Source organism: Thauera sp. (assembly GCF_047601425.1).
Classification (GTDB): domain Bacteria; phylum Pseudomonadota; class Gammaproteobacteria; order Burkholderiales; family Rhodocyclaceae; genus Thauera.
The window spans coordinates 2,792,122-2,819,001 of sequence record NZ_JASGJL010000001.1; the positions used below are offsets into that span (position 1 = coordinate 2,792,122).

The 26,880-nt window shown below is 66.1% G+C and carries 25 protein-coding genes, 1 pseudogene and 1 riboswitch; of the genes and pseudogenes, 12 read left to right on the top strand and 14 right to left on the bottom strand.

Annotated elements, in window-relative coordinates; genetic code table 11:
• Positions 1-156 precede the first annotated feature (156 nt).
• Complete coding sequence (locus tag QM748_RS13585; protein WP_415247458.1) at positions 157-1,203, top strand: MBL fold metallo-hydrolase; 1,047 nt, start codon at positions 157-159, stop codon at positions 1,201-1,203.
• 54 nt (positions 1,204-1,257) lie between these two features.
• Here QM748_RS13585 and QM748_RS13590 read toward each other — a convergent pair whose 3' ends face one another.
• Positions 1,258-2,352, bottom strand: a complete 1,095-nt coding sequence (locus tag QM748_RS13590; RefSeq protein WP_415247459.1) for a M48 family metallopeptidase — start codon at positions 2,350-2,352, stop codon at positions 1,258-1,260.
• A 592-nt stretch (positions 2,353-2,944) separates the two neighbouring features.
• Here QM748_RS13590 and QM748_RS13595 point away from each other — a divergent pair.
• The 10 genes and pseudogenes from QM748_RS13595 to QM748_RS13640 form a co-directional block, all read left to right on the top strand.
• A pseudogene (locus tag QM748_RS13595) lies at positions 2,945-3,487 on the top strand (DEAD/DEAH box helicase); the annotation flags it as partial.
• A gap of 148 nt (positions 3,488-3,635) precedes the next feature.
• Entirely contained in the window at positions 3,636-4,532 is an 897-nt protein-coding gene (locus tag QM748_RS13600; RefSeq protein WP_415247460.1) for a helicase-related protein, read from the top strand.
• A gap of 83 nt (positions 4,533-4,615) precedes the next feature.
• Positions 4,616-4,828, top strand: a riboswitch (cobalamin riboswitch).
• A 183-nt stretch (positions 4,829-5,011) separates the two neighbouring features.
• Positions 5,012-5,962: an ABC transporter substrate-binding protein gene (locus QM748_RS13605; RefSeq protein WP_415247461.1), complete on the top strand. Its 951-nt coding sequence runs from the start codon at positions 5,012-5,014 to the stop codon at positions 5,960-5,962.
• Positions 5,959-7,014, top strand: a complete 1,056-nt coding sequence (locus QM748_RS13610; RefSeq protein WP_415247462.1) for a FecCD family ABC transporter permease — start codon at positions 5,959-5,961, stop codon at positions 7,012-7,014. The genes QM748_RS13605 and QM748_RS13610 overlap by 4 nt, the downstream gene beginning before the upstream one ends.
• Positions 7,011-7,901: an ABC transporter ATP-binding protein gene (locus tag QM748_RS13615; protein ID WP_415247463.1), complete on the top strand. Its 891-nt coding sequence runs from the start codon at positions 7,011-7,013 to the stop codon at positions 7,899-7,901. Before QM748_RS13610 ends, QM748_RS13615 begins: the two co-directional genes overlap by 4 nt.
• 26 nt (positions 7,902-7,927) lie before the next feature.
• Complete coding sequence (gene cobW / locus QM748_RS13620) at positions 7,928-9,007, top strand: cobalamin biosynthesis protein CobW (RefSeq protein WP_415247464.1); 1,080 nt, start codon at positions 7,928-7,930, stop codon at positions 9,005-9,007.
• Positions 9,007-12,789 (top strand): cobaltochelatase subunit CobN, encoded by a 3,783-nt coding sequence (gene cobN, locus QM748_RS13625; protein ID WP_415247465.1) that lies wholly within the window; start codon positions 9,007-9,009, stop codon positions 12,787-12,789. The genes cobW and cobN overlap by 1 nt, the downstream gene beginning before the upstream one ends.
• Positions 12,786-13,880, top strand: coding sequence for an ATP-binding protein (locus QM748_RS13630; protein ID WP_415247466.1), 1,095 nt, complete (start codon positions 12,786-12,788; stop codon positions 13,878-13,880). The genes cobN and QM748_RS13630 overlap by 4 nt, the downstream gene beginning before the upstream one ends.
• 182 nt (positions 13,881-14,062) lie before the next feature.
• Positions 14,063-14,536, top strand: a complete 474-nt coding sequence (locus tag QM748_RS13635) for a vWA domain-containing protein (RefSeq protein ID WP_415247467.1) — start codon at positions 14,063-14,065, stop codon at positions 14,534-14,536.
• A gap of 71 nt (positions 14,537-14,607) precedes the next feature.
• Entirely contained in the window at positions 14,608-15,291 is a 684-nt protein-coding gene (locus tag QM748_RS13640) for an energy-coupling factor ABC transporter permease (RefSeq protein WP_415247468.1), read from the top strand.
• Positions 15,292-15,354: 63 nt separating this feature from the next.
• Here QM748_RS13640 and QM748_RS13645 read toward each other — a convergent pair whose 3' ends face one another.
• From QM748_RS13645 to QM748_RS13665, 5 genes are all read right to left on the bottom strand, one after another.
• A complete protein-coding gene (locus QM748_RS13645) occupies positions 15,355-15,759 on the bottom strand; it encodes a GFA family protein (RefSeq protein ID WP_415247469.1) in 405 nt (134 codons plus the stop codon).
• Positions 15,760-15,896: 137 nt separating this feature from the next.
• A complete protein-coding gene (locus tag QM748_RS13650) occupies positions 15,897-16,160 on the bottom strand; it encodes a FitA-like ribbon-helix-helix domain-containing protein (RefSeq protein WP_415247470.1) in 264 nt (87 codons plus the stop codon).
• Positions 16,161-16,259: 99 nt separating this feature from the next.
• Complete coding sequence (locus QM748_RS13655; RefSeq protein WP_415247471.1) at positions 16,260-18,236, bottom strand: PQQ-binding-like beta-propeller repeat protein; 1,977 nt, start codon at positions 18,234-18,236, stop codon at positions 16,260-16,262.
• A 49-nt stretch (positions 18,237-18,285) separates the two neighbouring features.
• Entirely contained in the window at positions 18,286-18,714 is a 429-nt protein-coding gene (locus tag QM748_RS13660) for a c-type cytochrome (RefSeq protein ID WP_415247472.1), read from the bottom strand.
• A 321-nt stretch (positions 18,715-19,035) separates the two neighbouring features.
• Positions 19,036-21,063, bottom strand: coding sequence for a TonB-dependent receptor domain-containing protein (locus tag QM748_RS13665; protein WP_415247473.1), 2,028 nt, complete (start codon positions 21,061-21,063; stop codon positions 19,036-19,038).
• Positions 21,064-21,126: 63 nt separating this feature from the next.
• On the opposite strand from QM748_RS13665, the gene QM748_RS13670 reads away from it, so the two are divergent.
• Positions 21,127-21,540 carry a hypothetical protein gene (locus QM748_RS13670; protein WP_415247474.1) on the top strand — a complete coding sequence of 138 codons (414 nt, stop codon included), beginning with the start codon at positions 21,127-21,129 and terminating at the stop codon, positions 21,538-21,540.
• 76 nt (positions 21,541-21,616) lie between these two features.
• Here QM748_RS13670 and QM748_RS13675 read toward each other — a convergent pair whose 3' ends face one another.
• The 8 genes from QM748_RS13675 to QM748_RS13710 all read right to left on the bottom strand — a co-directional run bounded on the left by QM748_RS13675 (position 21,617) and on the right by QM748_RS13710 (position 26,821).
• On the bottom strand, positions 21,617-22,336 hold the full coding sequence (locus tag QM748_RS13675) for a hypothetical protein (RefSeq protein WP_415247475.1): 720 nt from the start codon (positions 22,334-22,336) through the stop codon (positions 21,617-21,619).
• 102 nt (positions 22,337-22,438) lie between these two features.
• The gene (locus QM748_RS13680; RefSeq protein WP_415247476.1) at positions 22,439-23,038 is read right to left on the bottom strand and encodes a GNAT family N-acetyltransferase; all 600 of its coding nucleotides are present in this window, start codon (positions 23,036-23,038) and stop codon (positions 22,439-22,441) included.
• 51 nt (positions 23,039-23,089) lie between these two features.
• Positions 23,090-23,329 (bottom strand): hypothetical protein, encoded by a 240-nt coding sequence (locus QM748_RS13685; protein WP_415247477.1) that lies wholly within the window; start codon positions 23,327-23,329, stop codon positions 23,090-23,092.
• A gap of 95 nt (positions 23,330-23,424) precedes the next feature.
• Positions 23,425-23,694 carry a hypothetical protein gene (locus tag QM748_RS13690; RefSeq protein ID WP_415247478.1) on the bottom strand — a complete coding sequence of 90 codons (270 nt, stop codon included), beginning with the start codon at positions 23,692-23,694 and terminating at the stop codon, positions 23,425-23,427.
• 18 nt (positions 23,695-23,712) lie between these two features.
• Complete coding sequence (locus QM748_RS13695) at positions 23,713-24,129, bottom strand: VOC family protein (RefSeq protein ID WP_415247479.1); 417 nt, start codon at positions 24,127-24,129, stop codon at positions 23,713-23,715.
• A gap of 88 nt (positions 24,130-24,217) precedes the next feature.
• Positions 24,218-24,991, bottom strand: a complete 774-nt coding sequence (locus tag QM748_RS13700; protein WP_415247480.1) for a CbiX/SirB N-terminal domain-containing protein — start codon at positions 24,989-24,991, stop codon at positions 24,218-24,220.
• Entirely contained in the window at positions 24,978-25,784 is an 807-nt protein-coding gene (locus QM748_RS13705) for an ABC transporter ATP-binding protein (RefSeq protein WP_415247481.1), read from the bottom strand. The genes QM748_RS13700 and QM748_RS13705 overlap by 14 nt, the downstream gene beginning before the upstream one ends.
• Positions 25,781-26,821, bottom strand: coding sequence for a FecCD family ABC transporter permease (locus QM748_RS13710; protein WP_415247482.1), 1,041 nt, complete (start codon positions 26,819-26,821; stop codon positions 25,781-25,783). Before QM748_RS13710 ends, QM748_RS13705 begins: the two co-directional genes overlap by 4 nt.
• Positions 26,822-26,880 lie beyond the last annotated feature (59 nt).

The following is a 26,880-nucleotide window of genomic DNA, read 5'->3' on the forward strand; positions in this document are numbered from 1 at the left end:
CGGCGTCAGCCACGATGCGACCCGAGGCGGCCCCTGCTCCCATGGGAGCAGGGTGTCGATGGAGCACGCATCAGCGCCCCCTGGCACAACCGACAGCGAAGGAAATCAGTTTTCGTTAATATTCTGCGCACGGACAACACACGCAGGAGACGCCCGATGCACACGCCGCACGCTGACTCACCCTCGCCCTGTCGCTCGCGCCGGCGCCTCCTGCAGGCAGGGCTCGCCGGCGCTGCCGCATTCGGCCTGGCCGGCAACTGGTCCCGGCTGTCGGCCTTCGCTGCCGACGTCGACAACTTCGTCCGCGGCCCTGCCGTAGCGGACGTCGCCCCCACACAGTTGTCCGAGCACGTCTGGATGATCTGGTCGAAGGACGGCTTCCCGACGCCCGAGAACCAGGGGATGATGAGCAACATCACCTTCGTCCTCAGCCGCAAAGGCGTGGTGGTGATCGACACCGGGGGCTCGGTGCAGATCGGCGAGATGGCGCTGCGCATGCTCCGCCGCATCACCGACAAGCCGGTGGTGGCGGTCTTCAACTCCCACTACCACGGCGACCACTGGCTGGCGAACCACGCTTTCGAAGACGCCTTCGGCAAGGATCTGCCGATCTACGCCCACCCTGTGTCGAAGCAGGAGATCGAAGGCATCCAGGGCAGCATGTGGCACAGCATGATGGAACGCTGGACCAACCGCGCCACCGCCGGCACCCGCATCGTGCCGCCGACGCACACCGTCGAGCACGGAGCCGAGTTCGACTTCGGCGACGTCACGCTGCGCATCCACCATTACGGCACCGCCCACACGCCGGGCGACATCTGCGTCGAAGTCGTGCAGGACGGCCTGACCCACGTCGGCGACATCGCCATGGACCGCCGCATCGCCAACATGGACGACGGCTCCTACGTCGGCACGCTCGCGTTCTACGACGAACTGGAGAAGAACGCGCCCTCGCGCATCTGGGTCCCCGGCCACGGCCATCCCGGCGCCGAGGTACTGAACTGGAACCGTGCCCTGTTCGAAGGCATCTACGAAAACTGCGTGAAGGCGGTCGAGGGCGGCCGCGACGTTACCAGCGCGCGCGAGGCGGTGCTGAAAGACCCCCGCGTCGCCAGCCGGGCCAACGACACGGCGGGCTTCGAATCGAACATCGGCAAGTACGTCAGCCTGGCTTATCTGGAAGCCGAACAGAACGCGTTTTGAACCGCATGCGCGCGCTCCGACCCACCCTGCCGGCTCTCCCCCGGCAGGCGCCTGTCAGCCTTCGAACATCTCGTAGCGCCTGCGCCTGTTCTTGCGCCACGCCCGCCACCAGGCACGGTCGAAGGACATGGCCAGGCTCTGCAGCATCGGCGCGAAGAAATGCACGGCGGCCGAAGTGCCCTCGCCTTCGGGAACCCGGCAGGGGACACGCAGCGCGCTCAGGCGCTGCTGCAAGGATGGATGGAAGGCGAAGCGCTCGCCCAGGCTCTCTTCGATCGCCACCGCATGGTCGGACACCGTGCGCATGAAACCCGCTTCCACACCGAGCGCCATGTCGCGGAAGGGCCACAGTGCCGGCCGGGTGCGGCTGGCGTTGTAGGCCTCGATCTGGGGCCAGAAATCGTGTTCCAGGAAATGCGACTTCAGGCTGACTTCGACCAGCGCCTCGCCCATCAGATCGTGGCCGACGAGTTCGGCGGCAATGGCATCCGCTTCGAACTCCTCGATGCGCGCCAGGCGCAGCATCTGGATGCAGAAGCCGACCGATTTCTCGTCCAGCCAAGGCGCGATGCAGGCAAACCCGGCGCTCGCACGGTCGAGCGTCCGCGCCCACCATGCGCGCAGCGCACCGGCGACGCCAGCCCAGCCGCGCCGCTGGGCGGAAAGATGCCCGAGCTCATGGGCCAGTACCGCGGTGAACTGCGCCGGCGACAGGCTGTGCGCAAGCGGCAGGCCAATCATCAGGCAGGTATTCAGCGGCCCGGCCACGCCCCAGGCAAAGCGCTGGTGAATGTGCGCGTTCATGTCCTCGGTGATGAACACATGCTGGATCGGTTCGATATCCAGCCGGGCGGACATGGTGTCGAGCAGCGCAAACAGACGTCCGGCAGTGTCGCGCGTCACGCGGATGCCCTGTGGCCGGGGTGGTGCGCTGAACAGCACGTCGGCGAACGCTGCACTGCACAACGACAGCAGCACCGCACTCAGGCTCCACAGGCCGCTGGCGAAGGGATGGCCGCTGACGACCGCGTCCCAGCTGCTGGTCAACGCATGCACCACGCCACCGAGCAGCGCGGCGAGCAGCAGCAGCCCCCCGGCAAGGCCGGCCAGGGCGAGCAGGGTCAGGCGCCGGGCGAGGCGTGCGCGCAATACGAACAGCCTTCTGCCGGAAGCGGGTGAATTCACGAGAAATGGAGTACCTGAGAGCATAGAGCACCATCCTGGACCAGGAACTTTACCGCATTCCGCACACGATTCTCACCCCGCGATCCGGCTCCGCCGCCGCTACAGGTCACCGTCTGCACCCCTGGCCTGCGAAACGGCTCAGCATGCCTGTCCTCCCACACTCCATTATTCACGCCGTTTCAAGGAGCTTTTTGATGCCATTTAATTATTCAATATCGATTTTCGATTTGCAATATATTTTATTTACATATTTTTCCTTGCGCCGGCCCGCACCTGCAAACCCTGTATCCTGGACACAACAGGTACCGCCGTCACTTTTCTGACGATGATTCCGGCGCAGGCGGCGAAACCCCCTGCCACCTGCAATCACGCTGCTGTGCACAAAAAGCTCGCATCGAACCCGCATAGCCTCTATAGTGCCGGCTCGCCGCGAGTTTGACCGATCGATCGCGGCGTCTCCTGCAACGATCCGGCCGGCGCCTGCCCCGGATCTCTCCCGCCAGCCCGGATTGGTGCCGCCACGAATGCGCGGCGGACTGGCGCCGGAACCCATCGAATGAATTCCGAAGTCGTCTCCTTCGCCAGCCTCGGGCTGGCCGAACCCATCCTGCGCGCCATCGGCGAAGCCGGCTATGCCTCGCCGACGCCGATCCAGGCCCAGGCCATTCCGCAAGTGCTCGCCGGCGGCGACCTGCTCGCCGCTGCCCAGACCGGCACCGGCAAGACCGCCGGCTTCACGCTGCCGCTGCTGCACATGCTGTCGCAGACCCACGCCCACCCGCACCCGCCCGGCCGCCCGCGCTGCCTGATCCTGACGCCGACGCGCGAACTCGCCGCGCAGGTCGAGGAGTCGGTCAAGACCTACGGCAAGCATCTGCCGCTGACTTCGCTGGTGATGTTCGGCGGCGTCAACATCAACCCGCAGATCGGCGCGCTGAAAAAGCGCGTGGACATCCTGGTCGCCACTCCCGGCCGCCTGCTCGATCACGTCGGGCAGAAAACCGTGGACCTGTCCGGCGTCGAGATCCTGGTGCTGGACGAAGCCGACCGCATGCTCGACATGGGTTTCATCCGCGACATCCGCAAGGTGCTTGCGCTGCTGCCGAAGAAGCGCCAGAACCTGCTGTTCTCGGCCACCTTCTCGGACGAGATCCGCCAACTGGCCCACGGCCTGCTGCACGATCCGGCCACGGTCGAGGTCGCGCCGCGCAACACCACCGCCGAACGCGTCGACCAGGCGGTTCTACATGATCGGCCAGAAGCAGAAGCGCGAACTGCTCGCCCACCTGATCAAGGAAAAGCAGTGGTTCCAGGCGTTGGTGTTCACCCGCACCAAGCACGGCGCCAACAAGCTGGCCGAATACCTCACCAAGCACGGCATCGCCTCCGCCGCGATCCACGGCAACAAGAGCCAGGCGGCGCGCACGCGGGCGCTGGCGCAGTTCAAGGACGGTTCGCTGCCGGTGCTGGTGGCGACCGACATCGCCGCACGCGGCCTCGACATCGACCAGTTGCCGCAGGTGGTCAACTTCGAACTGCCCAACGTGCCGGAAGACTACGTGCACCGCATCGGCCGCACCGGCCGCGCCGGCGCCGCCGGCAACGCCATCTCGCTGGTCGATGACGAAGAGATCAAGCTGCTGACCGCGATCGAGCGCCTGATCAAGCGCCGCATCGACCGTGCCGTGGCCGAGGACTTCGTGCCCAGCGCCGGCGCCGAAGCCGCCCACGACGCCGACCACCAGCGCGAACCCTTGCAACGTCGTGGCGGCGGCCGTCCCGGCCAGGGCCGCAATGGCGCCCAGCCCGGCGCACCGCGCGGCGATCGTGCCAACGCCGGCGGACGCGGCACCGGCCAGGGCAAGCCGGGCAGCCGTTCGCAGCCTCGCCGCGGCGAGGCGGACGGCAACCGCGCACCGCGCAGCAGCGAAACGCGTGAGGTCAACGGCAACCGCATGCAGCAGCAGCGTCCCGACGTGGATGGCAACCGTATTTCGCAGGCTCCCCGCCGTGGCGAGGTCAATGGCAACCGTGCCGCCGACAACCGCCGCACCGACGTCGATGGCAATCGCGCCCGCGCCAGCCGTCCCGCCGCGCCGCGTGCAGCCCTGTTCTCCGCCAAGCCCGGCAGCGGCAACCGCTGAACATGAAGCGCCGGGGGCAGCGCGCCCCCGGCCCACTCCCACCCGGCTCGCGGCTTGCCAAACCCCCGGCCCTCACTTAAGCTTCGCGCGCATTCGATCCAGGTGCCCTGCTACGCCATCGCGGACAGGGTGAAACGGGAAGTCCGGTGACGCCGCCGACAGCGGCCATTCCGGCGCAGCCCCCGCTGCTGTAGTCCTGACGGATTCCGCCCCCTGCCACTGGGCTTGCCCCGGGAAGGCCGCGGACATCCGGAAGAAGGAAAGCCAGAAGACCGGCCTGGTCGATTGAAGGTCACTGCCCCGGGGTGCGGGCGATCGCCGTCTGGCCTGCCGTCCCGGCTTTGGCCTTCCGTTCTCCGTCCCCAGGCCGATCGTCGCCACAGCCGCAGCCATGGACCAGGACAACAAGCACCACGACCTCTCTTCTTCCCACGCCTTCGGGGCCGGCACGGCGCAAGCGCCCGCCGCCGGCGGCTGAGATGGCCGTGCGCCTGCTCGCCGCGCTGCTGGCCATGCTGCCCGGCACTTTCGCCTTCGCTGCGTCCAGCGCAGCACTGCCGCGCGTGATGTCAACCAACCTGTGCGCCGACATGCTGGTGCTCGGCCTCGCCGACCCGGCGCAGATCGTCTCGGTGTCGCGCAAGAGCCAGGACCCGCGCCGTACCGACATGTACGAACAGGCTCGCCGCCATCCCGTCAACGACGGCAGCGCCGAGGAAGTGCTGGCCCTGCGCCCCGATGTCGTGCTGGCGTCGCGGCGCTGGCAGGCACGCCACCAGGCCGCGCTGTTCGAGCGCCACGGCATCGAGATCGTCACCGTGCCCTACCCCACCGACTGGGACGGCATCTTCGCCAGCACCCGGCAGATCGCCGGTCGGCTCGGCCGCAGCGCCGCCGGCGAAGCGCTGGTGGCGAACGTCCAGGCCCGCATCGCCCACCTGCAGGCGAGCACGCATCCGGCCCGCGCGCTCTACCTGCGCCCCAACGGCGGCACTGCCGGCGCCGACACCTATGTCGACGCGGTGCTCCAGGCCGCCGGCGTGCGCAACCATGCCGCCGAGTCCGGCCGCCGCGGCTGGGGCCGGGTCGCGCTGGAGGACGTGATCACCGACCCGCCCGATGTCTTCGTCGTCAGCAGCATGCTCAACGACACCGCCTATGCCCGCTCCGGCTTCGCCCGCCATCCGCTGATGCGGACGCTGCTCGCCAAACGCCCGGTGGTGCGCATGGACGGCAACGACTGGGGCTGCAGCAACTGGCAGCTCATCGAGGCCGCCGAAGACATCGCCGCACAATTGGCCCGCCTGAGCCCGCCGGCCCAGTTGTCCCTGAGCCGGGCGCCCCCCTCCCCAAACGACGAAGGGGGTGAGGGGGAAAGTGCAAACGCCACACGGCAAATCACGGCCTCACCGACACAGGTGCCGCAATGACGGCCGGCCAAGCCACATCCCGCACACCGCTGCCGCGCACCAGCCAACGCGCGCTGCCGCTCAACGGCCTGCTCGCGCTGGCCCTGCTTGCGCTCGCACTGGTCTCGCTCGGCATCGGCCCGGTGCAACTGGCGCTGACCGAGGTCGCCGCCGCGCTGCTGCCGGTCGGCGATGGCGCGTCCGAAGCGCTGGCCCGCCAGCACGCCATCGTCGCCGAGATCCGCCTGCCGCGCGTGCTGCTGGCGATCCTGGTCGGCGCCTCGCTCGGCATGTCGGGCGCGGCGCTGCAGGGCCTGCTGCGCAATCCGCTCGCCGAGCCGGGCCTGCTCGGCATCAGCTCCAGCGCCAGCCTGGGCGCGGTGCTGTGCCTGTACTTCGGCCTCGCCCAGTTGACGCCCTGGCTGCTGCCGGCGGCGGCGATGAGTTGCGCCGGTCTGGCGACGTTGGTGCTGTACCGCATCGCCCGCCGCGGCACCGGCAACCTGACGCTGATCCTGGCCGGCGTGGCGCTGTCCTCGCTGGCCGGCGCGCTGACTTCGCTGGCGATCAACCTCGCCCCCAACCCGACCGACGTCCAGGACATCGTGCTGTGGCTGCTCGGTTCGCTGGCCGACCGCAGCTTCGACGACATCCGCCTGTGCCTGCCTTTCGTGCTCGCCGGCCTGGCCCTGCTGGCCGCCTGCGGGCGCGACCTCGACGCGCTGTCGGTGGGCGAGGATGAAGCCGCCAGCATGGGCGTCAATCTCGCCCGCCTGCGCGCGCAGGTGGTCGTCGGCACCGCGCTGTGCGTCGGCGCCAGCGTCGCCGTGACGGGGGCGATCGGCTTCGTCGGCCTGGTGGTGCCGCACATGCTGCGCCGCGCGGTGGGTTACCACCCGGCGCGCCTGCTGGTGTCGAGCGCGCTCGGCGGCGCGGTGCTGCTGCTCGCCGCCGACGTCGTGCTGCGCCTGGTCAGCGGCGGCTTCGAACTGATGCTGGGCGTGGTCACGGCGCTGATCGGCGCGCCCTTCTTCTTCGTGCTGGTGCTGCGCGAACGGCTGGGGCGGGCATGACGCGGCTGCTCATCGACTCCCTCTTCGTGCGCCACGGCAGCGCGACCCTGGTCGACGGCGTCTCCGCCGAAATCGGCCAGGGCGAACTGTTCGGCCTGATCGGCCCCAACGGCGCCGGCAAGAGCAGCCTGCTGCGGGCGGTGGCGCAGTTGCTGCCGCACCAGGGCGCGATCCGGCTCGACGGCACACCGCTGGCCGCGCTGTCGCCGCGCCAGCGCGCCACCCGGCTGGCCTATCTCGCCCAGGGCGACCATGCCGCCTGGCCGCTGACGGTGCGCGACTTCGTCGCCCTCGGCCGCCTGCCGCACCGCCCACGCTGGCGCGCGGCGCCGAATGGCGACGAGGTCGTCACCCAGGCGATGGCCCAGATGCGGCTGGAAGCGCTGGCCGAGCGCCGCCTCGACCAATTGTCCGGCGGTGAACGTGCCCGCGCCCGGCTGGCACGCGCCCTGGCCGTCGATGCGCCGCTGCTGCTGGCCGACGAGCCGGTCGCGGCACTCGACCCCTTCCACCAGTTGAGCGTGATGGAACTGCTGCGCGAGCAGTGCGCGCTCGGCCGCACGGTGATGGTGGTGCTGCACGACCTGACGCTGGCCAGCCGCTTCTGCCACCGCGTGCTGCTGATGGACCACGGCCGCGCCGTGGCCTGCGGCGCGCCGCGCACTGTGCTCACCGCTGCCAACCTGCAGCGTGTCTACCAGGTGCAGGCGATGCTGGGCGAACACGAACGCCAGCCCTATGTCGTGCCCTGGCGCTGCCGGCCCGAAGGCGCGGCACAGGCACCTGAAAACGATGTGGGCGCATCGGCGTCTGCACCCTCCAGCAAAGATCCGCATGCCGGAACAGCTGCTCCGCCCGCAAGCGCATTCGCATCCCCCAGCCGCTGAATTCCCGACCTTCCAGGAGAAACTCCATGTCCGTCCAGGCCAGAATCCCCGCCACCATCGTCACCGGCTTCCTCGGCAGCGGCAAGACCACGCTGCTGCGCCACATCCTGAACAACGCCGAGGGCCGCCGCATCGCCGTGATCGTCAATGAGTTCGGCGAACTCGGCATCGACGGCGACATCCTGCGCGGCTGCGGCATCGGCTGCGACGAGGACGGCCAGGAACGTCCGGGCGAACTATTCGAGCTGGCCAACGGCTGCCTGTGCTGCACCGTGCAGGAAGAGTTCTACCCGGTGATGCGCGAACTGATCGCGCGCCGCGGCGACATCGACCACATCCTGATCGAGACTTCCGGCCTGGCCCTGCCCAAGCCGCTGGTGCAGGCCTTCAACTGGCCCGAGATCCGCAACGCCTGCACCGTGGATGCGGTCGTCACCGTGGTGGACGTGCCCGCCGCCGCGTCCGGCCAGTTCGCCGCCAATCCGCCGGCGGTCGATGCCCAGCGCCGCGCCGATCCCAACCTGGACCACGAATCGCCGCTGCACGAGCTGTTCGAGGATCAGTTGTCGGCCGCCGACCTGGTCGTGCTGTCCAAGACCGACCTCGCCGACGCCGAGGCCCGCGCCCGCGTCGAAGCCCTGGTGCGCGAGGAGCTGCCGCCCGAAGTGAAGATCGTCGCCGCCGACCAGGGCCGCATCGACCTCGGCATCGTGCTCGGCCTCGGCGCCGCCTCGGAAGAGAACATCCACCTGCGCCAGAGCCACCACGATCACGAGGAAGGCGAGGAGCATGACCACGATCACGACGCCTTCGACTCGGTGGTCATCGATCTGCCGCTGGTCGAGCGCGAGCGCCTGCTCGAGATCCTGCACACGCTCACCGCCGAGCACGCCATCTACCGCGTCAAGGGCTTCGTCGCCCTGCCCGGCAAGCCGATGCGCCTGGTGGTGCATGGCGTCGGCCGCCGCTTCGACAGCTACTTCGACCGCCGCTGGCTGGCCGACGAGACGCCGCGCACCCACCTGGTGCTGATCGGCGAAGATCTGAACCCCGACACCTTGCGCAACGCGCTGGAAACCGCAATCGCCCCCGCCGGAGCCGCCTGATGCACCTGCTCGCGGCCCAGCCCGGCGGCTTCGTCGACGACGCCTCGATCATCACGCGCATCGCGCAGGATCCGGCCGACATCGTCGTCCTCAGCGCCGCCGACACCACGCTGGCGCTGCTCGCCGCCGCCTGGCCGGCCGCGAGCGAGGGCATCGAAGGTTTTCCGACCCTGCGGCTGGCCAACCTGCTGCACCTGCGCCAGCCGGCTTCGGTCAACCTCTACCTCGACGACGTGCTGCAGCACGCCCGCGTCATCGTCATCGACCACCTCGGCGGCGAAAGCTACTGGCCCTACGGCACCGAGCGCATCGGCGAACTGTGCCGCGCGCGCGGCATCGCGCTGGTGATGTTCTCCGGCGACACCACCGAAGACAGCAACCTGCTGCAGAAGAGCACTGTCGATGCCGACACCTGCCGCACGCTGTGGCGCTACCTGCGCGAAGGCGGGCCGGCCAACGCGCGCGCCTTCCACCAGTTCCTCGCCGCGCAGTTCTTCGCGCTGCCCTTGCCGGTGCCGCCGCCGCGGCCGCTGCCCTCGGTGGCGGTGTTCCACCCGCGCCAGGAGCTCGGTTCGGTGGAAAGCTGGCGCGGCGACTGGCAGCCCGGCGCGCCCTGCGTCGCCGTGCTGTTCTACCGCGCCCACCTGCAGGCCGGCAACACCGCGGTGTTCGCCCATCTGTGCGACACGCTGGCCGCGCACGGCATGAACCCGCTGCCGATCGCGCTGCTGTCGCTGAAGGACGCGCTGTGCGCCGACACCCTGCGCCGGCTGTGCCGCGAGCACGAAGTGGCGCTGATCCTCAACACCACCGCGTTTTCGCAGTCCGCGCTCGACGATCCCGGCGACCATGCGCTGGTCGACGACATCCCGGTGCTGCAGCTCATCCTGTCCGGCGGCAACGAGGAAGGCTGGCGGAGCGATCCGCACGGCCTGGCGCCGCGCGACATCGCCATGCACATCGCCCTGCCCGAAGTGGACGGCCGCATCATCAGCCGCGCGGTCAGCTTCAAGGGCTTGTCGCACCGCTGCGAACTGACCCAGTGCGACGTCGTGCAATACCGCCCGCAGCCCGAGCGCATGGCCTTCGTCGCCGAACTGGCGCGGCGCTGGTGCCGGCTGCGCGCGCTGCCCAACGCCGACAAGCGGCTGGCGCTGATCCTGGCCAACTACCCCAGCCGCGAAGGCCGGCTGGGCAACGGCGTCGGCCTCGACACCCCGGCCTCGGTGATCACCATCCTCGAACGCCTGCGCGACGAGGGCTATGCCACCGAGGCCATCCCGGCCGACGGCGACGCGCTGATGCTGCAGTTGAAGGAAGGCATCACCAACGACCCCGAGCAGTGGGCCCTACGTCCGGCGCGGCAGAGCCTGGCGCTGGAGACCTACCTCGCCTTCTTCGAGCGCCTGCCGCAGGCGGTGCGCAACGCGGTGAACGAACGCTGGGGCCCGCCGGCCGACGACCCGATGACGCGCCAGGGCCGCTTCATGATCGCCGGGCTGCGCTGCGGCCAGGTCTTCGTCGGCATCCAGCCCGCGCGCGGCTACGAGCTCGACGCCCAGGCCAGCTACCACGACCCCGACCTGGTGCCGCCGCACCACTACCTCGCCTTCTACTGCTGGCTGCGCGAAGTGTGGCGCAGCGACGCCATCGTGCACGTCGGCAAGCACGGCAACCTCGAATGGCTGCCGGGCAAGAGCGTGGCGCTGTCGGACGAATGCTGGCCCGACGTCGCCTTCGGCCCGCTGCCCCACCTCTACCCCTTCATCGTCAACGACCCCGGCGAAGGCACCCAGGCCAAGCGCCGCGCCCAGGCGGTGATCATCGACCACCTGATGCCGCCGCTGACCCGCGCCGAAAGCTACGGCCCGACGCGCGACCTCGAGCGCCAGGTCGACGAATACTACGAAGCGCTGATGCTCGACCCGCGCCGCGCCGAACTGCTGCGCCGCCAGATCCTCGACCACATCCTGCGCCACGACCTGCACCGCGATCTCGGCTTCGACGAGCCGAAGACAGCCGAAGAGGAACAGCGCCTGCTCAACCGCACCGACGCCTACCTGTGCGACCTGAAGGAAGCGCAGATCCGCGACGGCCTGCACATCTTCGGCCGCTCGCCCACCGAACGGCTGCGGCGCGACACCCTGCTCGCGCTCGCGCGCCATCCGGTCGGCGACGGCCGCGGCGGCAAGGAAGGCCTGACCCGCGCGCTGGCGACCGACCTCGGCCTGTGCAGCGAAGGCTTCAACCCGCTCGACTCCGACTGGGGCCAGCCCTGGCACGGCCCGCGCCCGGCCGTGCTCGCGGAACTCGGCGACGGCCTGTGGCGCAATGCCGGCGATACCCGCGAACGGCTCGAACTGCTGGCATTGCAGGTGCTGGAACAAGGCCTGCCGGCAAGCCACGACTGGCCGCTCGCCGGCGCCGTGCTCGAACGCATCGACCACGAACTGCGCCCGCGCCTGGACGCCTGCGGTGAACAGGAACTGCTGCAACTCACGCGCGGCCTCGCCGGCCGCTTCGTGCCGCCGGGCCCGAGCGGCGCCCCCACTCGCGGCCGCCCCGACGTGCTGCCGACCGGGCGCAACTTCTACTCGGTCGACACCCGCGCCGTGCCCACCCAGACCAGTTGGGCGCTCGGCCTGAAGTCCGCCGCGCTGCTCGTCGAACGCTATGTGCAGGAGCACGGCGACTACCCGCGTGCGATCGGCCTGTCGGTATGGGGCACGGCGACGATGCGCACCGGCGGCGACGACATCGCCCAGGCCTTCGCGCTGATCGGCGTGCGGCCCAAATGGGCCGACGGCAGCCACCGCGTGGCCGACTTCGAGATCCTGCCGATGTCGCTGTTCGACCGTCCGCGCATCGACGTCACGCTGCGCGTGTCCGGCTTCTTCCGCGACGCCTTCGCCAACGTCATCCGCCTGTTCGATGCTGCGGTGCAGGCCGTCGCCGAGCTGGACGAAGCCGAGGACGTCAACCCGATCCGCGCCCGCATCCTGCGCGAAGCCGCCACACTGGCCGCCGAAGGCATGGACGCGAGCGAGGCCCGCCGCCACGCCGGCCACCGCATCTTCGGCGCCAAGCCCGGCGCCTACGGCGCCGGCCTGCAAGGCCTGATCGACGGCCGCAACTGGGACGACGACGCCGACCTCGCCACCGCCTGGCTCGAATGGGGCGGCCACGCCTACGGCCAGCACGACTACGGCAGCGAGGCCCGCGGCACTTTCGCCCGCCGCCTGTCCGGCATCGACCTGGTGATGCAGAACCAGGACAACCGCGAGCACGACCTGCTCGACTCCGACGACTACTACCAGTTCCAGGGCGGCATGACCGCCGCGGTGCGCCACCTGTCCGGCAGCCAGCCGGCGGTGTATTTCGGCGACCACGCCAACCCGCAGGCACCGGTGGTGCGCTCGCTGGAGGAGGAAATCAGCCGCGTCGTGCGCTCGCGCGTGACCAATCCGAAATGGATCGCCGGCATCAAGCGCCACGGCTACAAGGGCGCGTTCGAGATGGCGGCCACGGTCGACTACCTGTTCGCCTTCGACGCCACCGCCCGCGTCGTCCGCGACGACCAGTACGCCCGCGTCGCCGACGCCTACATCGAAGACACCCACACCCGCGACTTCCTGCAGCGCCACAACCCCGACGCGCTGCGCGAGATGTGCGAACGCCTGCTCGAAGCCATGCAGCGCGGCCTGTGGCAGGAACCCGGCGACTGGCGCGAACGCATCGAACAGCACCTGCTCGCCGCCGAACAGCATCTGGAAAAACGATGAACGCCTCCACGACCTCCGCCGTGCCCCAATATCCTTTCGCCGCGCTGCACGGCCAGCCGCGCCTGCGTACCGCGCTGCTGCTCGCCGCCGTCGACCCGCTGATCGGCGGCGTGCTGATCGAAGGCCCGCGCGGCACGGCCAAATCCACCAGCGCACGCGCGCTCGCCGAGCTGCTGCCGAAGGAGCAGGGCGGCGGCCGCTTCATCGACCTGCCGCTGGGCACCAGCGAAGAACAGCTCGTCGGCTCGCTCGACCTCGAAGCCGCGCTGCAGGACGGCCAGGTGCGCTTCCGTCCCGGCCTGCTGGCCCAGGCCCACGACGGCGTGCTCTATATCGACGAAGTCAATCTGCTCGCCGACGGCCTGGTCGACCTGCTGCTCGACGTCTGCGCCAGCGGCATCAACCGCGTCGAGCGCGACGGCGTCTCGCACCAGCACCCGGCAAGGCTGACCCTGGTCGGCACCATGAACCCGGAAGAAGGCGAGTTGCGCCCGCAACTGCTGGACCGCTTCGGCCTGTTCGTGCGCCTGGACGAGGCCATCGCCCCGGCCGCACGCCAGGCCATCGTGCGTGCCCGGCTGGCCTTCGATGCCGACCCGGCCGGCTTCGCACGCCGCTTCGAGGCCGAACAGCGCGAGCTTGCCGGGTGCATCGCCCGCGCCCGCACGGCACTGGCCGGCATCGGCTTCAGCGACGCGACCCACGACCGCGTCGCGACGCTGTGCCATGCCGCGCAGGTCGAAGGCGTGCGCGCCGACCTCGTGATGCTGCGCGCCGCGCGTGCCCATGCTGCGCTCGACGGCCGCGACGAAATCACCGATACCGACATCGACGCCGTGGCCGAACTGGTACTCGCCCACCGCCGCAAGGCGGCCGAGGATGTTCCGCCGCAGCGCCGTGACGAATCGGCGCGTAACGACACCCCCCAACGCAAGGATGCCGCGAACGATCAAGCTGATTCGGGCAACTCCAAGAACTCCGGCCAGCAAGACCAACAGGACCAGCAGAACGACTGGGGCGCCCTGCCGCCGCAGCCGGTGCCCATCCAGGCGGTCAAGAACGTCAGGCCGCTACGCCCAAAAAAGCCCTGACGCGTCCGGCGGCCGCGCCCGGCAGGGCGACCGCCGGACGCGTTGCCAGCCCGACCAGGAAAGGCCGTCCCGGCCCGCTCGCCAGCACGCGCATCGACTGGCCGCGCACGCTCGCGGCCAAGGCGAACGCGACACTCGCACCCGCCCACCTGCGCTGGCGTCCGCAGCCGGCCGGCGGCGGCGTGCTGCACTGCATCCTGCTCGACTGCTCGGCCTCGATGCTGCGCGGCAAGCGCCTGTCGCTGGCCAAGGGCCTGCTGCTGCGCTGGACCGCCGAGTTCTACCGCCGCCGCGAAGACCTCGCCGTGATCGGCTTCTCCGGCGAGCAGGCGCGCGTGCTGCAGCCGCCGCGCAAAGCCGTCGCCTTCAACGAAGCCTGGATCGCCGCCATCCCCGGTGGCGGCGGCACCCCGGCGCAGTCGGCCGTCGCCCTTGCCGACGCCCTGCTGCGCAAACGCCGCCGCGCCGTGCCCGAACAACACGTCGCGCTGTGGCTGCTGACCGACGCCCGCTTCGACGACATCCCGCCACGCCCGCTCGACGCCGACATCTGCACGGTGGTGGATTTCGACGATGCGGCAGTCGCACTCGGCCGCGCGACACGCATCGGCGCAGCCTGGGATGCGGAAGTGGTCCGCGCAACCGATCTGCTCTGAAGCCGATGAAACACACCGCCCTCGCCTGTAGATAGCAGCACCTGCCCACCATCCTTGCCAAGGAGAAAACCATGCACATCGAACCCGGAATCGTCGAAGGCTCCAAGATGCTCCTGAGCTACGGCACCGCCGCCGCCGCGCTCGCCTACACCGCCAGGACCGCGCTAGACACCATCAAGCGTGACGGCATCACCTCGCTGCTGCTGCGCGCCGCACTGGCCAGCCTGCTGGTGTTCTGCTTCTTCGAGGTCTTCCCCCACCACCCGGTCGGCGTCTCGGAAGTCCACCTGATCCTCGGCACCACACTGCTGCTGATCTTCGGCCTCGCCCCGGCGGCGATCGGCCTGGCCGGCGGCCTGCTGGCGCAAGGCCTGCTGTTCGCGCCCTTCGACCTGCCGCAATACGGCATCAACGTCACCACCCTGCTGGTGCCACTGTTCGCCACCGCCGTGCTGGCGAAGAAGATCATCCCCGCCGATACGCCCTACGTGGACATCCGCTACGGCCAGGCGCTGAAGCTCTCGCTCGCCTACCAGGGCGGCATCGTCACCTGGGTCGCTTTCTGGGCCTTCTACGGCCAGGGCATCGGCGCCGCCAACCTGGCGGAAGTCGTCTCCTTCGGCGCCGCCTACATGACCGTCGTCATCGTCGAACCGCTGATCGACCTCGCCGTGCTCGCCGCGGCCAAGTTCCTCAACGGCCTGCGCAACACGATGTTCGTGGAGAAGCGGCTGTACAGCGGGACGCAGGGGTAAACGACAGGGCGGCGGGCACACGAAACGCCCGCCGCGCATTGATCGAGGACACAGGATGAGTGGTCAGCCCGCTGGACGCTCCGCGAACTGCGGCAGGGAATCGCAGATTTCGTACCAGTCTGCCTTGGAAGCAACGAAGATATGTGCCGATGGGCGCGCGGACACCAATGGTGAATCAAGCGTGCCGAGTCGCAACCGAAGCACACCGGGCATGCTGTCTCGCTTGCTGAAGATCGGCGAGCCGCAAGTGGAACAGAACAAGCGATGGACGCCCTCCGGCGTACTGAACGACTTCAGCAAATCCTTCCCGCTCGCGAGTTCGAACGCGGCCTCATCTACAGTGGCATTCGCTGCAAACACCGAGCCGTTGGCCTTGCGGCAACGAGCGCAATGACAGAAAGCCGCGGCACGAAGATCGCCACGAATCACATACTTGACCGAACCACACAAGCAGCTACCTTCGTGCATCGAAACCTCCTCATTCAGTTGGACATATCCAGGAATTCAACCAGCCCAGGGGTCGATGACCTGAATTCCGCAATCGCTGAAATCCGTAAGGTTGCGGGTAGCCACGAAGGCTCCCCGCGACTTGGCAATAACCGCAATCATCGCGTCGAACTGGCTGATCGACTTTCCGGCCGCGTTGCAACCGCTTCACGTGACGGCAACTCCAGTTCCACACCACCGAGATCCTCCACGCGCGCACGAATGGCCGCCACCAGCGAAGCACCACGCTCCGTCTCGACCGACAAGGCACCATGCAAAATGTCACGCACTTCGTCTTCCATCGAGCGGCCATGTTGCGCCGCCCGGATCCGAAGCCGGGCCTTCAGCCCCTCATCGATGTTGCGGATGGTCATCGTTGCCATGGCCGCCTCCAGTTTGTAGCAATCGCTGCAAACTAAGGCTAATCACTGACAGACAGGCCGACAAGCCATACCGCAACGACCAGCCATCCTCCAAGCCCATCACCTTATACCGAAGGCCATCCAGCCCGATCCCCACTCATTGTTGCCGATGGGCACGAGCAGTATCTGCTCGCCGTCCGCCATATAGGTGATCGGCCCGCCGGTGGTGCCGGCCGGAATGGGGCTCTGCCAAAGTGTGTCACCGGTCGTCTTGTCGTAGGCGCGCAGCCAGGTGTTCTCCTTGAGTCCGGCTTTGCCGTACAAGGCGTCCGAAGCGTCGCCGAGGAACAGCAGCGACTTCGTCACCAGCGCCACCGGCCGGCCGATGTTGCCGAGCGGCGGCAGGTTCAGGTCCTTCAGCAGCGGATGGTTGCGGGGGCCGTCGCCATTGGCCACCGTCCACAGCTTGTCACCCTTGTTCATGTCGAATGCGGTGATGCGTCCATAGGGCCCTTTCAGCAGCGGCAAGCCGTCCGGGCCAGGACCATAGGCCGACATGATCTCCCTTGGCGGCCTGCTTACCCGATAAGCGATCTTGTCCTTGCCTTCATCCGTCACCTTGGTCAGGGCCAGCACGGCCGGCAGGGTCATCGACACCGCGTAATAACGCCCGGTCTCGGGATCGAAGGCGCCGGTGTTCCAGTTGCCGCTGCCCCAGCCGCCCGGCATCAGCAGCGTGCCCTTCTTGCCGCCGTTTGCGCTTTCGTCGAGCGAGGGCGGCATGAACAAGGGGCCGTGGTTGAAGCCGGCCAGCAAGGCCTTGGCCTTCTCCTTCAGTTCGGGCGTGTAATCGATCAGCTCATCCTCGCTGATGCCCTGGCGGTCGAAAGCGGGCGGTTTGGTCGGAAAGGGCTGGGTCGGAGACAGCTGCTCACCCGGCGTCGTCGATTGCGGCACCGGCCGCTCCTCGATCGGCCACACCGGCTCGCCGTTTCGACGGTCGAACACATAGAGAAAACCGGTCTTGCCAGGCTGGATCACCGCCGGGATGCGCTTGCCGTCCACCTTCAGATCGGCCAGCGTCGGTGGTGCAGCGACGTCAGAATCCCATACATCGTGATGAACCAGCTGGAAATGCCACACCAGCTTGCCGGTTCTGGCGTCGAGGGCGACCAGGCTGTTGGCATAGAGATTGTTGCCTGGCCGATGCCCCCCATAAAAGGCGTTGGTGGGCGAGGACAGCGGCACATAGACGATCCCCAGCTCCTCGTCGGCGGCCAGCGGCGCCCAGGCGCCCATGTTGCCGGTATAACTCGCGGCCTCCGGCGTCCAGGTCTCGTAACCCGGCTCGCCCGGTCGCGGCAGGATGTGGAAGGTCCACAACTGCCTGCCGGTGCGCACGTCGTAGCCGCGGATGTCCTCCGGCCGGGCCTCCTTGGTGTCGCCGCCATCGGCATAGCCGCCACCGGCCTTGCCGCCGCCTTGTCCGCCGATGACGATGACGTCGCCGACGATGATCGGACCGTTGAAGCCGAAGAAAGGTGCCTCGTCGGGCGTATTGCGGTTGAGCGAGACGCGGCCCTGGTCGCCGAAGCTGGCGATCGGCGTGCCGTCACCGGCGTCGAGCGCATAAAGATACTCGCCGCGGACCGAGATGATCCGCTTGTCTGCACCCTGCTCCCAATAATCGACGGTGCGGGTGCTCTGCCCCGAGGCCTCCTTGAGCGTGTTGGCGAAGGGCTGCTGCACCCACTTGGTGGCGCCGGTCGCCGGATCGAAGGCCTCGACCAGGCCGACCGCGTTGGGCGCATAGAGCACGCCGTTGATCAGAATCGGAGTGCCGCGCAGATAGCCAGATGGCGTGAGATCGGGGAACGCGTCCTTGATCGATGCATCCAGCCCCGGTCGCGTCCACAGCGGCTGCAGGCGCGACACGTTGTCCTTGTCGATCTGGCCGAGCGGTGAATAGCGGTCGAAGCGCTTGCTGCCGCCGAAGTAAGACCATTCGCTTCCGGCACTCTCCGACGAGGCAGCAAAGCTCGCTCCGGCCAGCAGCAGCGCCATCGCCAGCGGGGCCAACAGACTTTTCCTACGCATTCAGGAATTCCTTCCGATCAGCTTGTTCATATTCGAAGACATCACGTGCTCAGTCGCTTGGCTCGGTCATCGTCACCGCATCCAGCTCGTTCGCGTCGGCATAACCGGCGGCAGGCATCAGCTGCCTGTTGGCACCGAGAATGAAAGCGGTGATATCCACCACCGTCTTCGCCTCCAGACTGCCCGGATCATCCAGCGGCATCGTGCTGATGATCCGGCCATAAAGCTGGCGCGCCGACTTTCCTTCCCACGACGCCCAGAACGCCTCGCCGGCAAGGTCCGGCGCGTGATCCGTGCCGGCCAGGTCGCTGCCATGACAGGCCGCGCAGTGTTTGGCATAAGCCGCAGCGCCTGACATGACCTGGGGCAGCCGCGCCGTGGTGGATTCAGCCATCAGCGCCGTATTGCCGGCGGCGATCGAAGGCATGGCCACGATTGTCGCGATGAGCGTTCCCAGCCGGAATTTCGATTGAGTCATGGCACCGCTTTGCAAAAAACATCGAACACCCGTCGCGGCCTTGCGATCCGCCTCGCAACGTGGCGCTGCCCTATGGCAACAGGCAACACGCCAGGGAGACGATGCGGTATCACGACAAGGACACATCACGAATATTCCATTCCAAATGCACGTTGCTCCCATTGGCATTGCAATGCGATCAACATCGAAGGAAACCGTGGAATACGACACCGGCTGGCCGGCACCAGGTGAATGCCCGACCTGTACAGAATCACCACCCCCTCCCCCCGCCTGAAACAATGTTTCCCGGGGGGAGGGTTACACGAGCTCAATAACTGATTTCTAGAACCTTACGCTCATGCCGACAGTGAATCTTCTGCCATCAAGCAATTGCCCGTAAGTGGCATTGGTGATTTTCTTGTTGGCTGCATTATAAACGCCAGCCTGGAAGCTCAGATCTTCCTTGGCCCTGAATACGACACCCGCATCAAAGGTGCCATATCCTGGCGCACCTTCGCTGTTATTGGCGCCACTTTTCTTGCCCCTGTAATTATATGTCGTCCAGGCATTCCAGGCATCTGAAACATCCCAGTCGAGTCCAACATTCACCATGTTCTTCGAGATGTCATTCAAAGGCTTGCCTTTGTACTGCCCGCTTTTTTGCTCGGAGTCGGTATATGTGTAACTTGTTCTTACGGTCAAGTTGTGAAGAATATCGTAGTCCAGGCTGAACTCGACACCCTTCAGTTCAGCCTTGTCGATATTCTCGCTTGTCTGCAGGAAATAGTAGTTGTTTGGCCCGTACCTGCAATTCCAGGCGGCGGGGTTGTTTCTGTTCGCACTTCCTGTCACATCGGTCTGGCAAAGATTCTTGGTGGCTATTTTGTCCTTGAAGTCCGTGTGGAAAAGCGTCAGGCTGCCAAACAGGCCGATATCGTGGTTCGTGTAGTTGAGCCCGATTTCAGTGCTCGTGCTTTTTTCCGGATCCAGGTCTTCGCTACCCAGCAACAATCCTCTGGGGTATGCCGCCGGCGAACCACCGCCTCCCGTTCCCTGTCCGAAGTTCTCCAGGGTTTGCGCAATTCTTGGCTGCTTGTATCCAGTACTGACACCGCCCTTTACGGTCCAGGTATTTGTCAAATGATAAACACCGTAAATTCTGGGCGTAATATGGTTGCCGAATACTTCGTCCTTGATGTACCTAAGCCCCGTCGTCAAGGCAAAGTCATCTGTAAGACCCCACTCATCTTCCACGAACAGTGCCATTTCCCATCTGTCGGCACTGGCCTGGCCAATGGGGTTCCAGTTGTTTCCGTTCGTGAGTTTTTCCTTCTTGTACTCCCCGCCAAAAGTGATGACGTGGTTTCCTGCAACGAGAGACGACTGTGTATTCAATGTATCGACGGCCTCTTTTATCGGCCCCTGATTGAAGAATGTTTCCGTTTCTTCTCGCTGGTAATATGTTGTCGTAATAAAATTATTGAATCGCCCGCTATGGGAAATCAAATAATCGGTTTTCTCGATTTCGCTGCTCGAGCCTGTCGCCGTTTGGGCTATGCTTTTGCCCGGAGTCGTCGTGTAATCCTGTTTTGTATGCCCATACCTGAGGCTCAGGTCATTTTTCTCATTCAAGTTCCAGGTAAGCTCAGCGCCGAGCTTCCTGACTTTTCTCTCTTCTTTGCCGCCGCTGATATTTCTACTGCTCAACTCGCTTTCATCATTTCCTTGCAAGGTGCCATCCACGCTCAGAGCCAGCCTATCCTTGATCAGCGGCCCGGTCAGGTACAGGCTCGTACCCCATTCATCCTCGGATATGTCGTTGTCGGATTTCGTGTATTCGGTGGTTATTCCACCTTTCCAGGCATCGCTCGACGCTTTTTTTGTGATGATGTTTATGACCCCGCCCATCGCGTCGGAGCCATACAGGGATGACATGGGCCCCCTGACCACTTCCACTCTTTCGATCATCTCGATGGGAGGCAGGTAGTTGGATACATTCCCGTAATTTCCGGTATTCGCCCAGATGTTTCGTCCCTGGCTTACCGGCTTGCCGTTGATCAGGAATTTCGTGTAGAGATAGCTCATGCCTCTGATGTTTATCTCTTGCCTATTTGCGCTGCCAGACACAAATACACCCGGGATGTTTTTTACGGCATCGGTGACATCCCTATACGCTTTCTTCTGCAACTCTTCGCCAGTGATTACCGAGATGGACGCAGGTGCATCAGCGATTTGTTGCTCGAATCCGGACGCCGTAATGACGACAGTATCCAAAGCCCTGTCTTTATTCTCCGTTTCAGCAAATGCCTGAACGTTCGCCAACATTAATGCTGCAGCAACGGACGATAGACGTGCTGTGTGCGTATCCATTTATACAATTCCTCGAACTGGGGGATTGAAACATTATTCCACACTAGATAAATGCAGATGATAATGATTATTGTCTGCATTAAAAATTTACCTTTTTTGGGTGCAAGAGTCAAGATGGCAGCCATGTTCCTGATGCTGCCTGGATTCTGGATTGCAGCACTGGGATGGGTCGGCTTTCGTGCTGGGCATGCCATTCAAGACATGGCTGAATACACTAAAGGAGGCTCACAAGCTGGCGGTAAAGGCGCCAGCTTCATGACGGACGCAGGCGAATCCGGTGGCGCGATCAAGCTGGTGCGCAAGCGGCCCGCGGCCGACTTCCAGGCCCACGTCGAAGCGCAACTGGGCTCATGGGATGGCAAGCATGTGGCGGGCAACATTTCCGGCCCGCAGGTGGAGCCGGATGCCATTCGTGAACGGTTGATGGCCGTGGTGGATCGTTCCGATTCCTTCGTGGATCACATGCACGAGTTCTGATGCAGCGCGTGCAACCCGCGTTCCGGGCTGTGCACGAAGAAGCTGTACCGGGCGGGCATTCATGCCTGCCCTTGAATCACCGTACAGTCCCTGCGGCACTCGTGTGGCCGAATACCTGCCCGATGGAGACCGCGCCCGGCGCGTAGGCGGACATGGCAGCGCCGAGGATGGCGACAAAGACCGCCGTTGCGGCAAACGGGACGATGGTGCGGCTGACGGCACTCGTGAGCCAATGCTGGGGATCGTGACCGCGCAGATGGCGGAACAGGGCGTAGGAAAGCGCACCATCCACGAGGACTTCGGCAAAGACGACCGGCGCGATGTAGATGACGTAGAGCGATGCAATGGCGAGGCCAGCGGCAAGCGCCAGTGCGACGAGCGGAATTGCGAGTTCGTCCGCATCTTCGATGGGGCTGAGCACCTCTTTGAATGGTGCGCTGGTGCCCGTGGCCAAACCGTCTGGAGGGATTGCGATCACATCGCTTGCACCAGATGAGGCCTCGAAGGAGGCGGATGCCCCACCGCCACCGAAATCACCGCCTTCGCCACTGCGGAACTCCGGTGCCGAAGAGCCTTGCCCGTGGCCCGTATTGCCGAAACCCGGCGAGAGATCGGGCAGATCCAGATAATCCTCGGCGTTGGTGCGAAGCCAGAGCCAGACAAGGAACAGAAAGCACAGGTAGGCGCAGCAAACCGCGAGCGGGTAGCGAATAGCCATGCTGTCCAGGCCGAGCTGGAGCATCACGAAGGAGCTCAGCAAACCGAAGCCACCGGTCAAGGCTGCGATGAGCGTCATCTGGGCGCGGGGAAAGGACCGATCGAGCAGTCGCTGCCTGACCCGGGCCACAGCCACGGAACGGAGAAAGGCGGGAGAACGCTGTCGCATCTGCTGAATTCTTCATTGGCCGCGAGGCCGGCTCAGCAGATCGTCGAGGTGCGCGCGCACCTCCGGCCATTCACCCTGGTGCAGGCTGTACATCACCGTGTCGCGGATACTGCCGTCGCGTCGCAGCGCATGGCCGCGGATCACGCCATCCTTTTTCGCACCCAGGCGCTCGATCGCACGCTGGCTGGCAAAGTTGAAATTGTCGGTGCGCCAGCCGACCACGTTGCAGCCCAGGGTATCGAAAGCATGTGTCAATAGCAGCAGCTTGCAGACGGTATTGACGTGCGTGCGCTGCACCCGCTTTGCGTACCAGGTGTAGCCGATTTCCAGCCGCCTCACGGCAGGCAGGATGTCGTGATAGCTCGTGGAGCCGAGAACCGTGCCGCTGACCTCTTCGATGACGGCAAAGGCAAAGCGGTGACCTTCCTCACGGCTTTTCAAGGCTGCTTCGACATACCCGCGTGTCTCATCGGGTTCAGGCACCGACGTAACACGCAGTTTCCACAACTCTCCGTCAGCGGCGGCGGCACGCAGGCCGGCTTCATGCTCGAGAGCGAGCGGGCGGAGCTGCACGCCGTGAGCAGCGAGAACAACGGGTTCGACAAAAGCCATATGTGCGCTCGAATGTCTTCCTGAATCAAACCGGTCCGGCCTGTGATCCAGTCATGGATGACGGGACTGAGCCAATGCGATCGCAGCCTGGATCGCAGCCCGAGCCTGGGGGCTGTTCTTCCAGCAGGTGGAGCCGACGATGGCCGAGGCTCGAGAAACGATATCCAGCGCATTCGCTTTACTCAGATGGACCAGGGACTCGAACCCCATCTGCTCGAGGCGGGCCACCACCGTGGGGCCTACTCCCTTCACGCCCAGCAAGGCCTTACGTTCTTCAGGCGAAAATGGCACGGTATTTCTCCATCGAAGTGCAGCAGTTCCTCAATTGCTCTCTTCTTGCTGCACAGCCGGCTCCAGCACCGGCAACGCCCCTACCAGGCACGATGTCAGCCACGAAACGGCTCCTGAGTGCGCGGAGCATCCGGCGCCTGCTCGTCCAGAGACTCACGATACCTGATGCAGCCACGCATGAAGTGCTGCCACTCTGGAACGGCTATCCTGGGTTCCACTTTCTCCGGCAGGAGCGCCCACAGCGCCGGATGGTGCCAGCACAGATCATGGCCGGTACTGTCCCTGTGCGCGCGGATGCCTTGACGCAGCTTGAGAACCTCCACGATCAACTGCTCTCGCGACATATCCTGCAGGTCGGCGTCCATTGTCTTTCCAGTATGGCCTCAGTTGCCGGACGCCCATGGCGCCCCTTTCAGCTCGACGACAGTTCCTTCCGGATCGCTTACATAGATCGACGGCCCCTGGCCCTCCGCCCCATAGCGGGATTCGACGGCCCCCGGCTCGACGCCTTTGCTCTTCAAGTGGCGAACGATCTCCTCGGCATCGAAGGGGTCGATGCGAAGGCAGAAATGATCCAGGTTCCTGCCTGTCTTCCCTGGCGCCGCTCCGCCCATGCTGCCCAGGCGGCCATCCACGGGAATCAGGTCTATCAGCGAATCGCCAGCCCTGAGCTGGTACAGGCCAAGCTCATCCTGGACTCTCTCCAACGAGCAGCCAATCACGCCGACGTAGAAATCGAGCATCGCCCGGACGTCGGCCACCCTGAGCACGAGGTGGTCTATATGCCTGATTTTCAGCATCTCCGTGCTCCTTCAGATAAACACAAGGAAAGGCCGATTGCGATTACCGCATCACCACTGTAAACCTTTCACCCCGGTTACGCTGCACTCACCGCCTCGAATCACCCTCACCCCGATACACGCAACACTCCTCATCCACCGTCCCTTGATCCAGATGTTGGTCGACGATGCGGTCGATGGCCGCCTCGTCCAATTTTCCGTACCAGGTTCCATCGGGATAGACGATCATCAGCGGCCCGTGGTTGCAGGGATACTGGCAACTGGTCTGCAGCATCATCACGGTTTTCTGCAGTTTGCCGCTGGCGCGCAGGCGGTCGCCGAGGTGCTGCCAGAGCGTCGCGCCGCCGAGCGCGGCGCAGCGCGGCCCGAGGCAGAACAGCACGTGGCGTTTGTGGGGCGGAATGTTCGACCAGGCGATGGGATCGCGCTGCCAGTCGCCGCCCGCCGTATCCGCCACGTCGGGCAACGGGTGGACAGCGCAGGCCTGGCGGGCGAGCAACGCCGGGAGCTCCGGCAGGCTGCCGAGCGCTGGGGCAAAGGCGATCTCCGGCAGCGCCCGATCCACCGGCTGGCGGGCGCGCCAGCGCATCGCGACCTTGTGCAGCCAGCGCAGCAGGGATTTGTCGCCGGGGATGAACACCGGCAGCACGACGATCCTGCGCACGCCGGCGCAGGCATCCAGCGCTTCCGGCAGCGAAGGGGCTTCGCGGTCGACGAAAGCGGGTTCCACCCGGGTGCCGGGCAGGGTCGCGCGCACGCCTTCGATCATGGACTCCATTTCTTCCCTGGCGGCGGGGCCGAGGCCGCCGCGGCCGAGCAGGATGAGGGCAGGCGGCGTTTGCGAAATATCAGACGGGTTCATCGGGCATGAATTCGATCAAGGGCCTGCCGGTTCGCGGATGCAGGCGGATGGTGGCGCGGACGCCGTATACGCGGGCGATGGTTTCTTCGGTCAGCACCTCGACGGGCGTGCCGCTCGCGGCGAGGCGACCGTTCTGCAGCAGGTAGAGCCGGTCGCAGTAGTGCGCGGCGATATGCAGCTCGTGCAAGGCGGCGATGGCGGTGACACCCAGGCTGCGGATCAGGTTCATGATCTCGAACTGGTAGCGCACGTCGAGATGGTTGGTCGGCTCGTCGAGCACCAGCAGGCCGGCCTGCTGGGCGAGCGCACGAGCCATCAGCACGCGCTGCTTCTCGCCGCCGGACAGGGTGGCGAAGCTGCGTTCGGCCATGGCCAGCACGCCGGTGCGCTGCATTGCGGACTGCACGATGTCGGCATCGTGCCGGTCGTCGCGGGCAAAGGGCGATTTGTGCGGCGTGCGCCCCATGAACACCATTTCACGCACGCTGAAGCCGCCGAAATCACCGCCGGCGTCGGAACTGCCGCCCTGCTCCTGCGCCAGCACCGCCATCAGGCGGGCGTTTTCGCGCGCGGAGATGTCCCATACGTCGCGGCCATCGATCGACACCGCGCCCGCCGTCGGCCGCAGGATGCGGTAGATCATGCGCAGCACGGTGGATTTGCCGCTGCCGTTGGGGCCGATCAGGCCGACCAGTTCGCCTTCGCCGACGTGCAGCGACACGTCCTCGACGATCGTCCGCGCCGTACCGGAATGGGGTGGACGCCAGCGCAGATCACTGGCCTGCAGCTTCATCGCCCCACTCCGGGCGACATGCCGCGCCGATACAGCATCCAGACGAAGAAGGGACCGCCGATCAGCGAGGTGATGATGCCCACCGGCAGCTCGGTGGGCGCGAAGGCGATGCGTGCTCCCGCATCCACCCACACCAGGAAGATGGCGCCGACCAGCGCCGCCACCGGCAGCACGCGACGGTGCTCGGTGCCCACCAGCATGCGGGTGACGTGCGGCACCATCAGGCCGATGAAGCCGATGGCGCCGCTGACGGCCACCATCACGCCGGTCAGCAGCGACACCAGCACGAACAGGCCGCGCCGCATCCGCGTCGTATCCACGCCCAGGGTGCTGGCGGTTTCGTCGCCGGCGAGCAGGGCATTCAACCCGCGCGCCTGCAGCAGCAGCCAGGCGATGCCCGCGACCAGCACCAGCGCCGGCAGGCCGAGCTCGTCCCAGCGCGTGCCGGCCAGGCTGCCCAGCGTCCACGACAGTACCGCATTGGCCAGTTCCCGCTGCCCGGCGGTCAGCGTGACGAGGCTGGTGATGCCGCTGAGGCAATAGCCGATCGCCACCCCGCCCAGGATCAGCCGTGGCGCCAGCAGCCTGCCGCTGCTGTGCGCCAGCCAATACACCGCGACGCAGGCCAGCAGCGCACCGGAGAACGCGCCCAGCGGCAAGGCATAGATGCCGGCGAAGCCCAGCACGCCATAGGCCAGCACCATCACCGCACCGACCGAGGCACCGGACGACACGCCGAGCAGATAGGGGTCGGCCAGCGGGTTGCGCACCATCGCCTGCATGGTCACGCCGACCACCGCCAGCCCGGCCCCCACCAGCGCAGCCAGCAGCACGCGCGGCATGCGTATCAGCCACACGATCTGATGCTGGGCATGCGTCCATTCACCCGGCGCCGAGCCCAGCCCCAGCCGCAGCGCAAGCTCGTGGCCGGCGATGCGCCAGACGCTGGCCGGCGAGATATCCACCGGCCCCAGGGTGATGCCGAAGGTGATCGAGAGCAGCAGCAGACCGGACAGCGCAAGCATCAGCACCGGCATGCACCGCTGCCGTGCGGAAAGGACGTCCGCGGCTTCCCCGCTTCGGACTGGCAGTACGT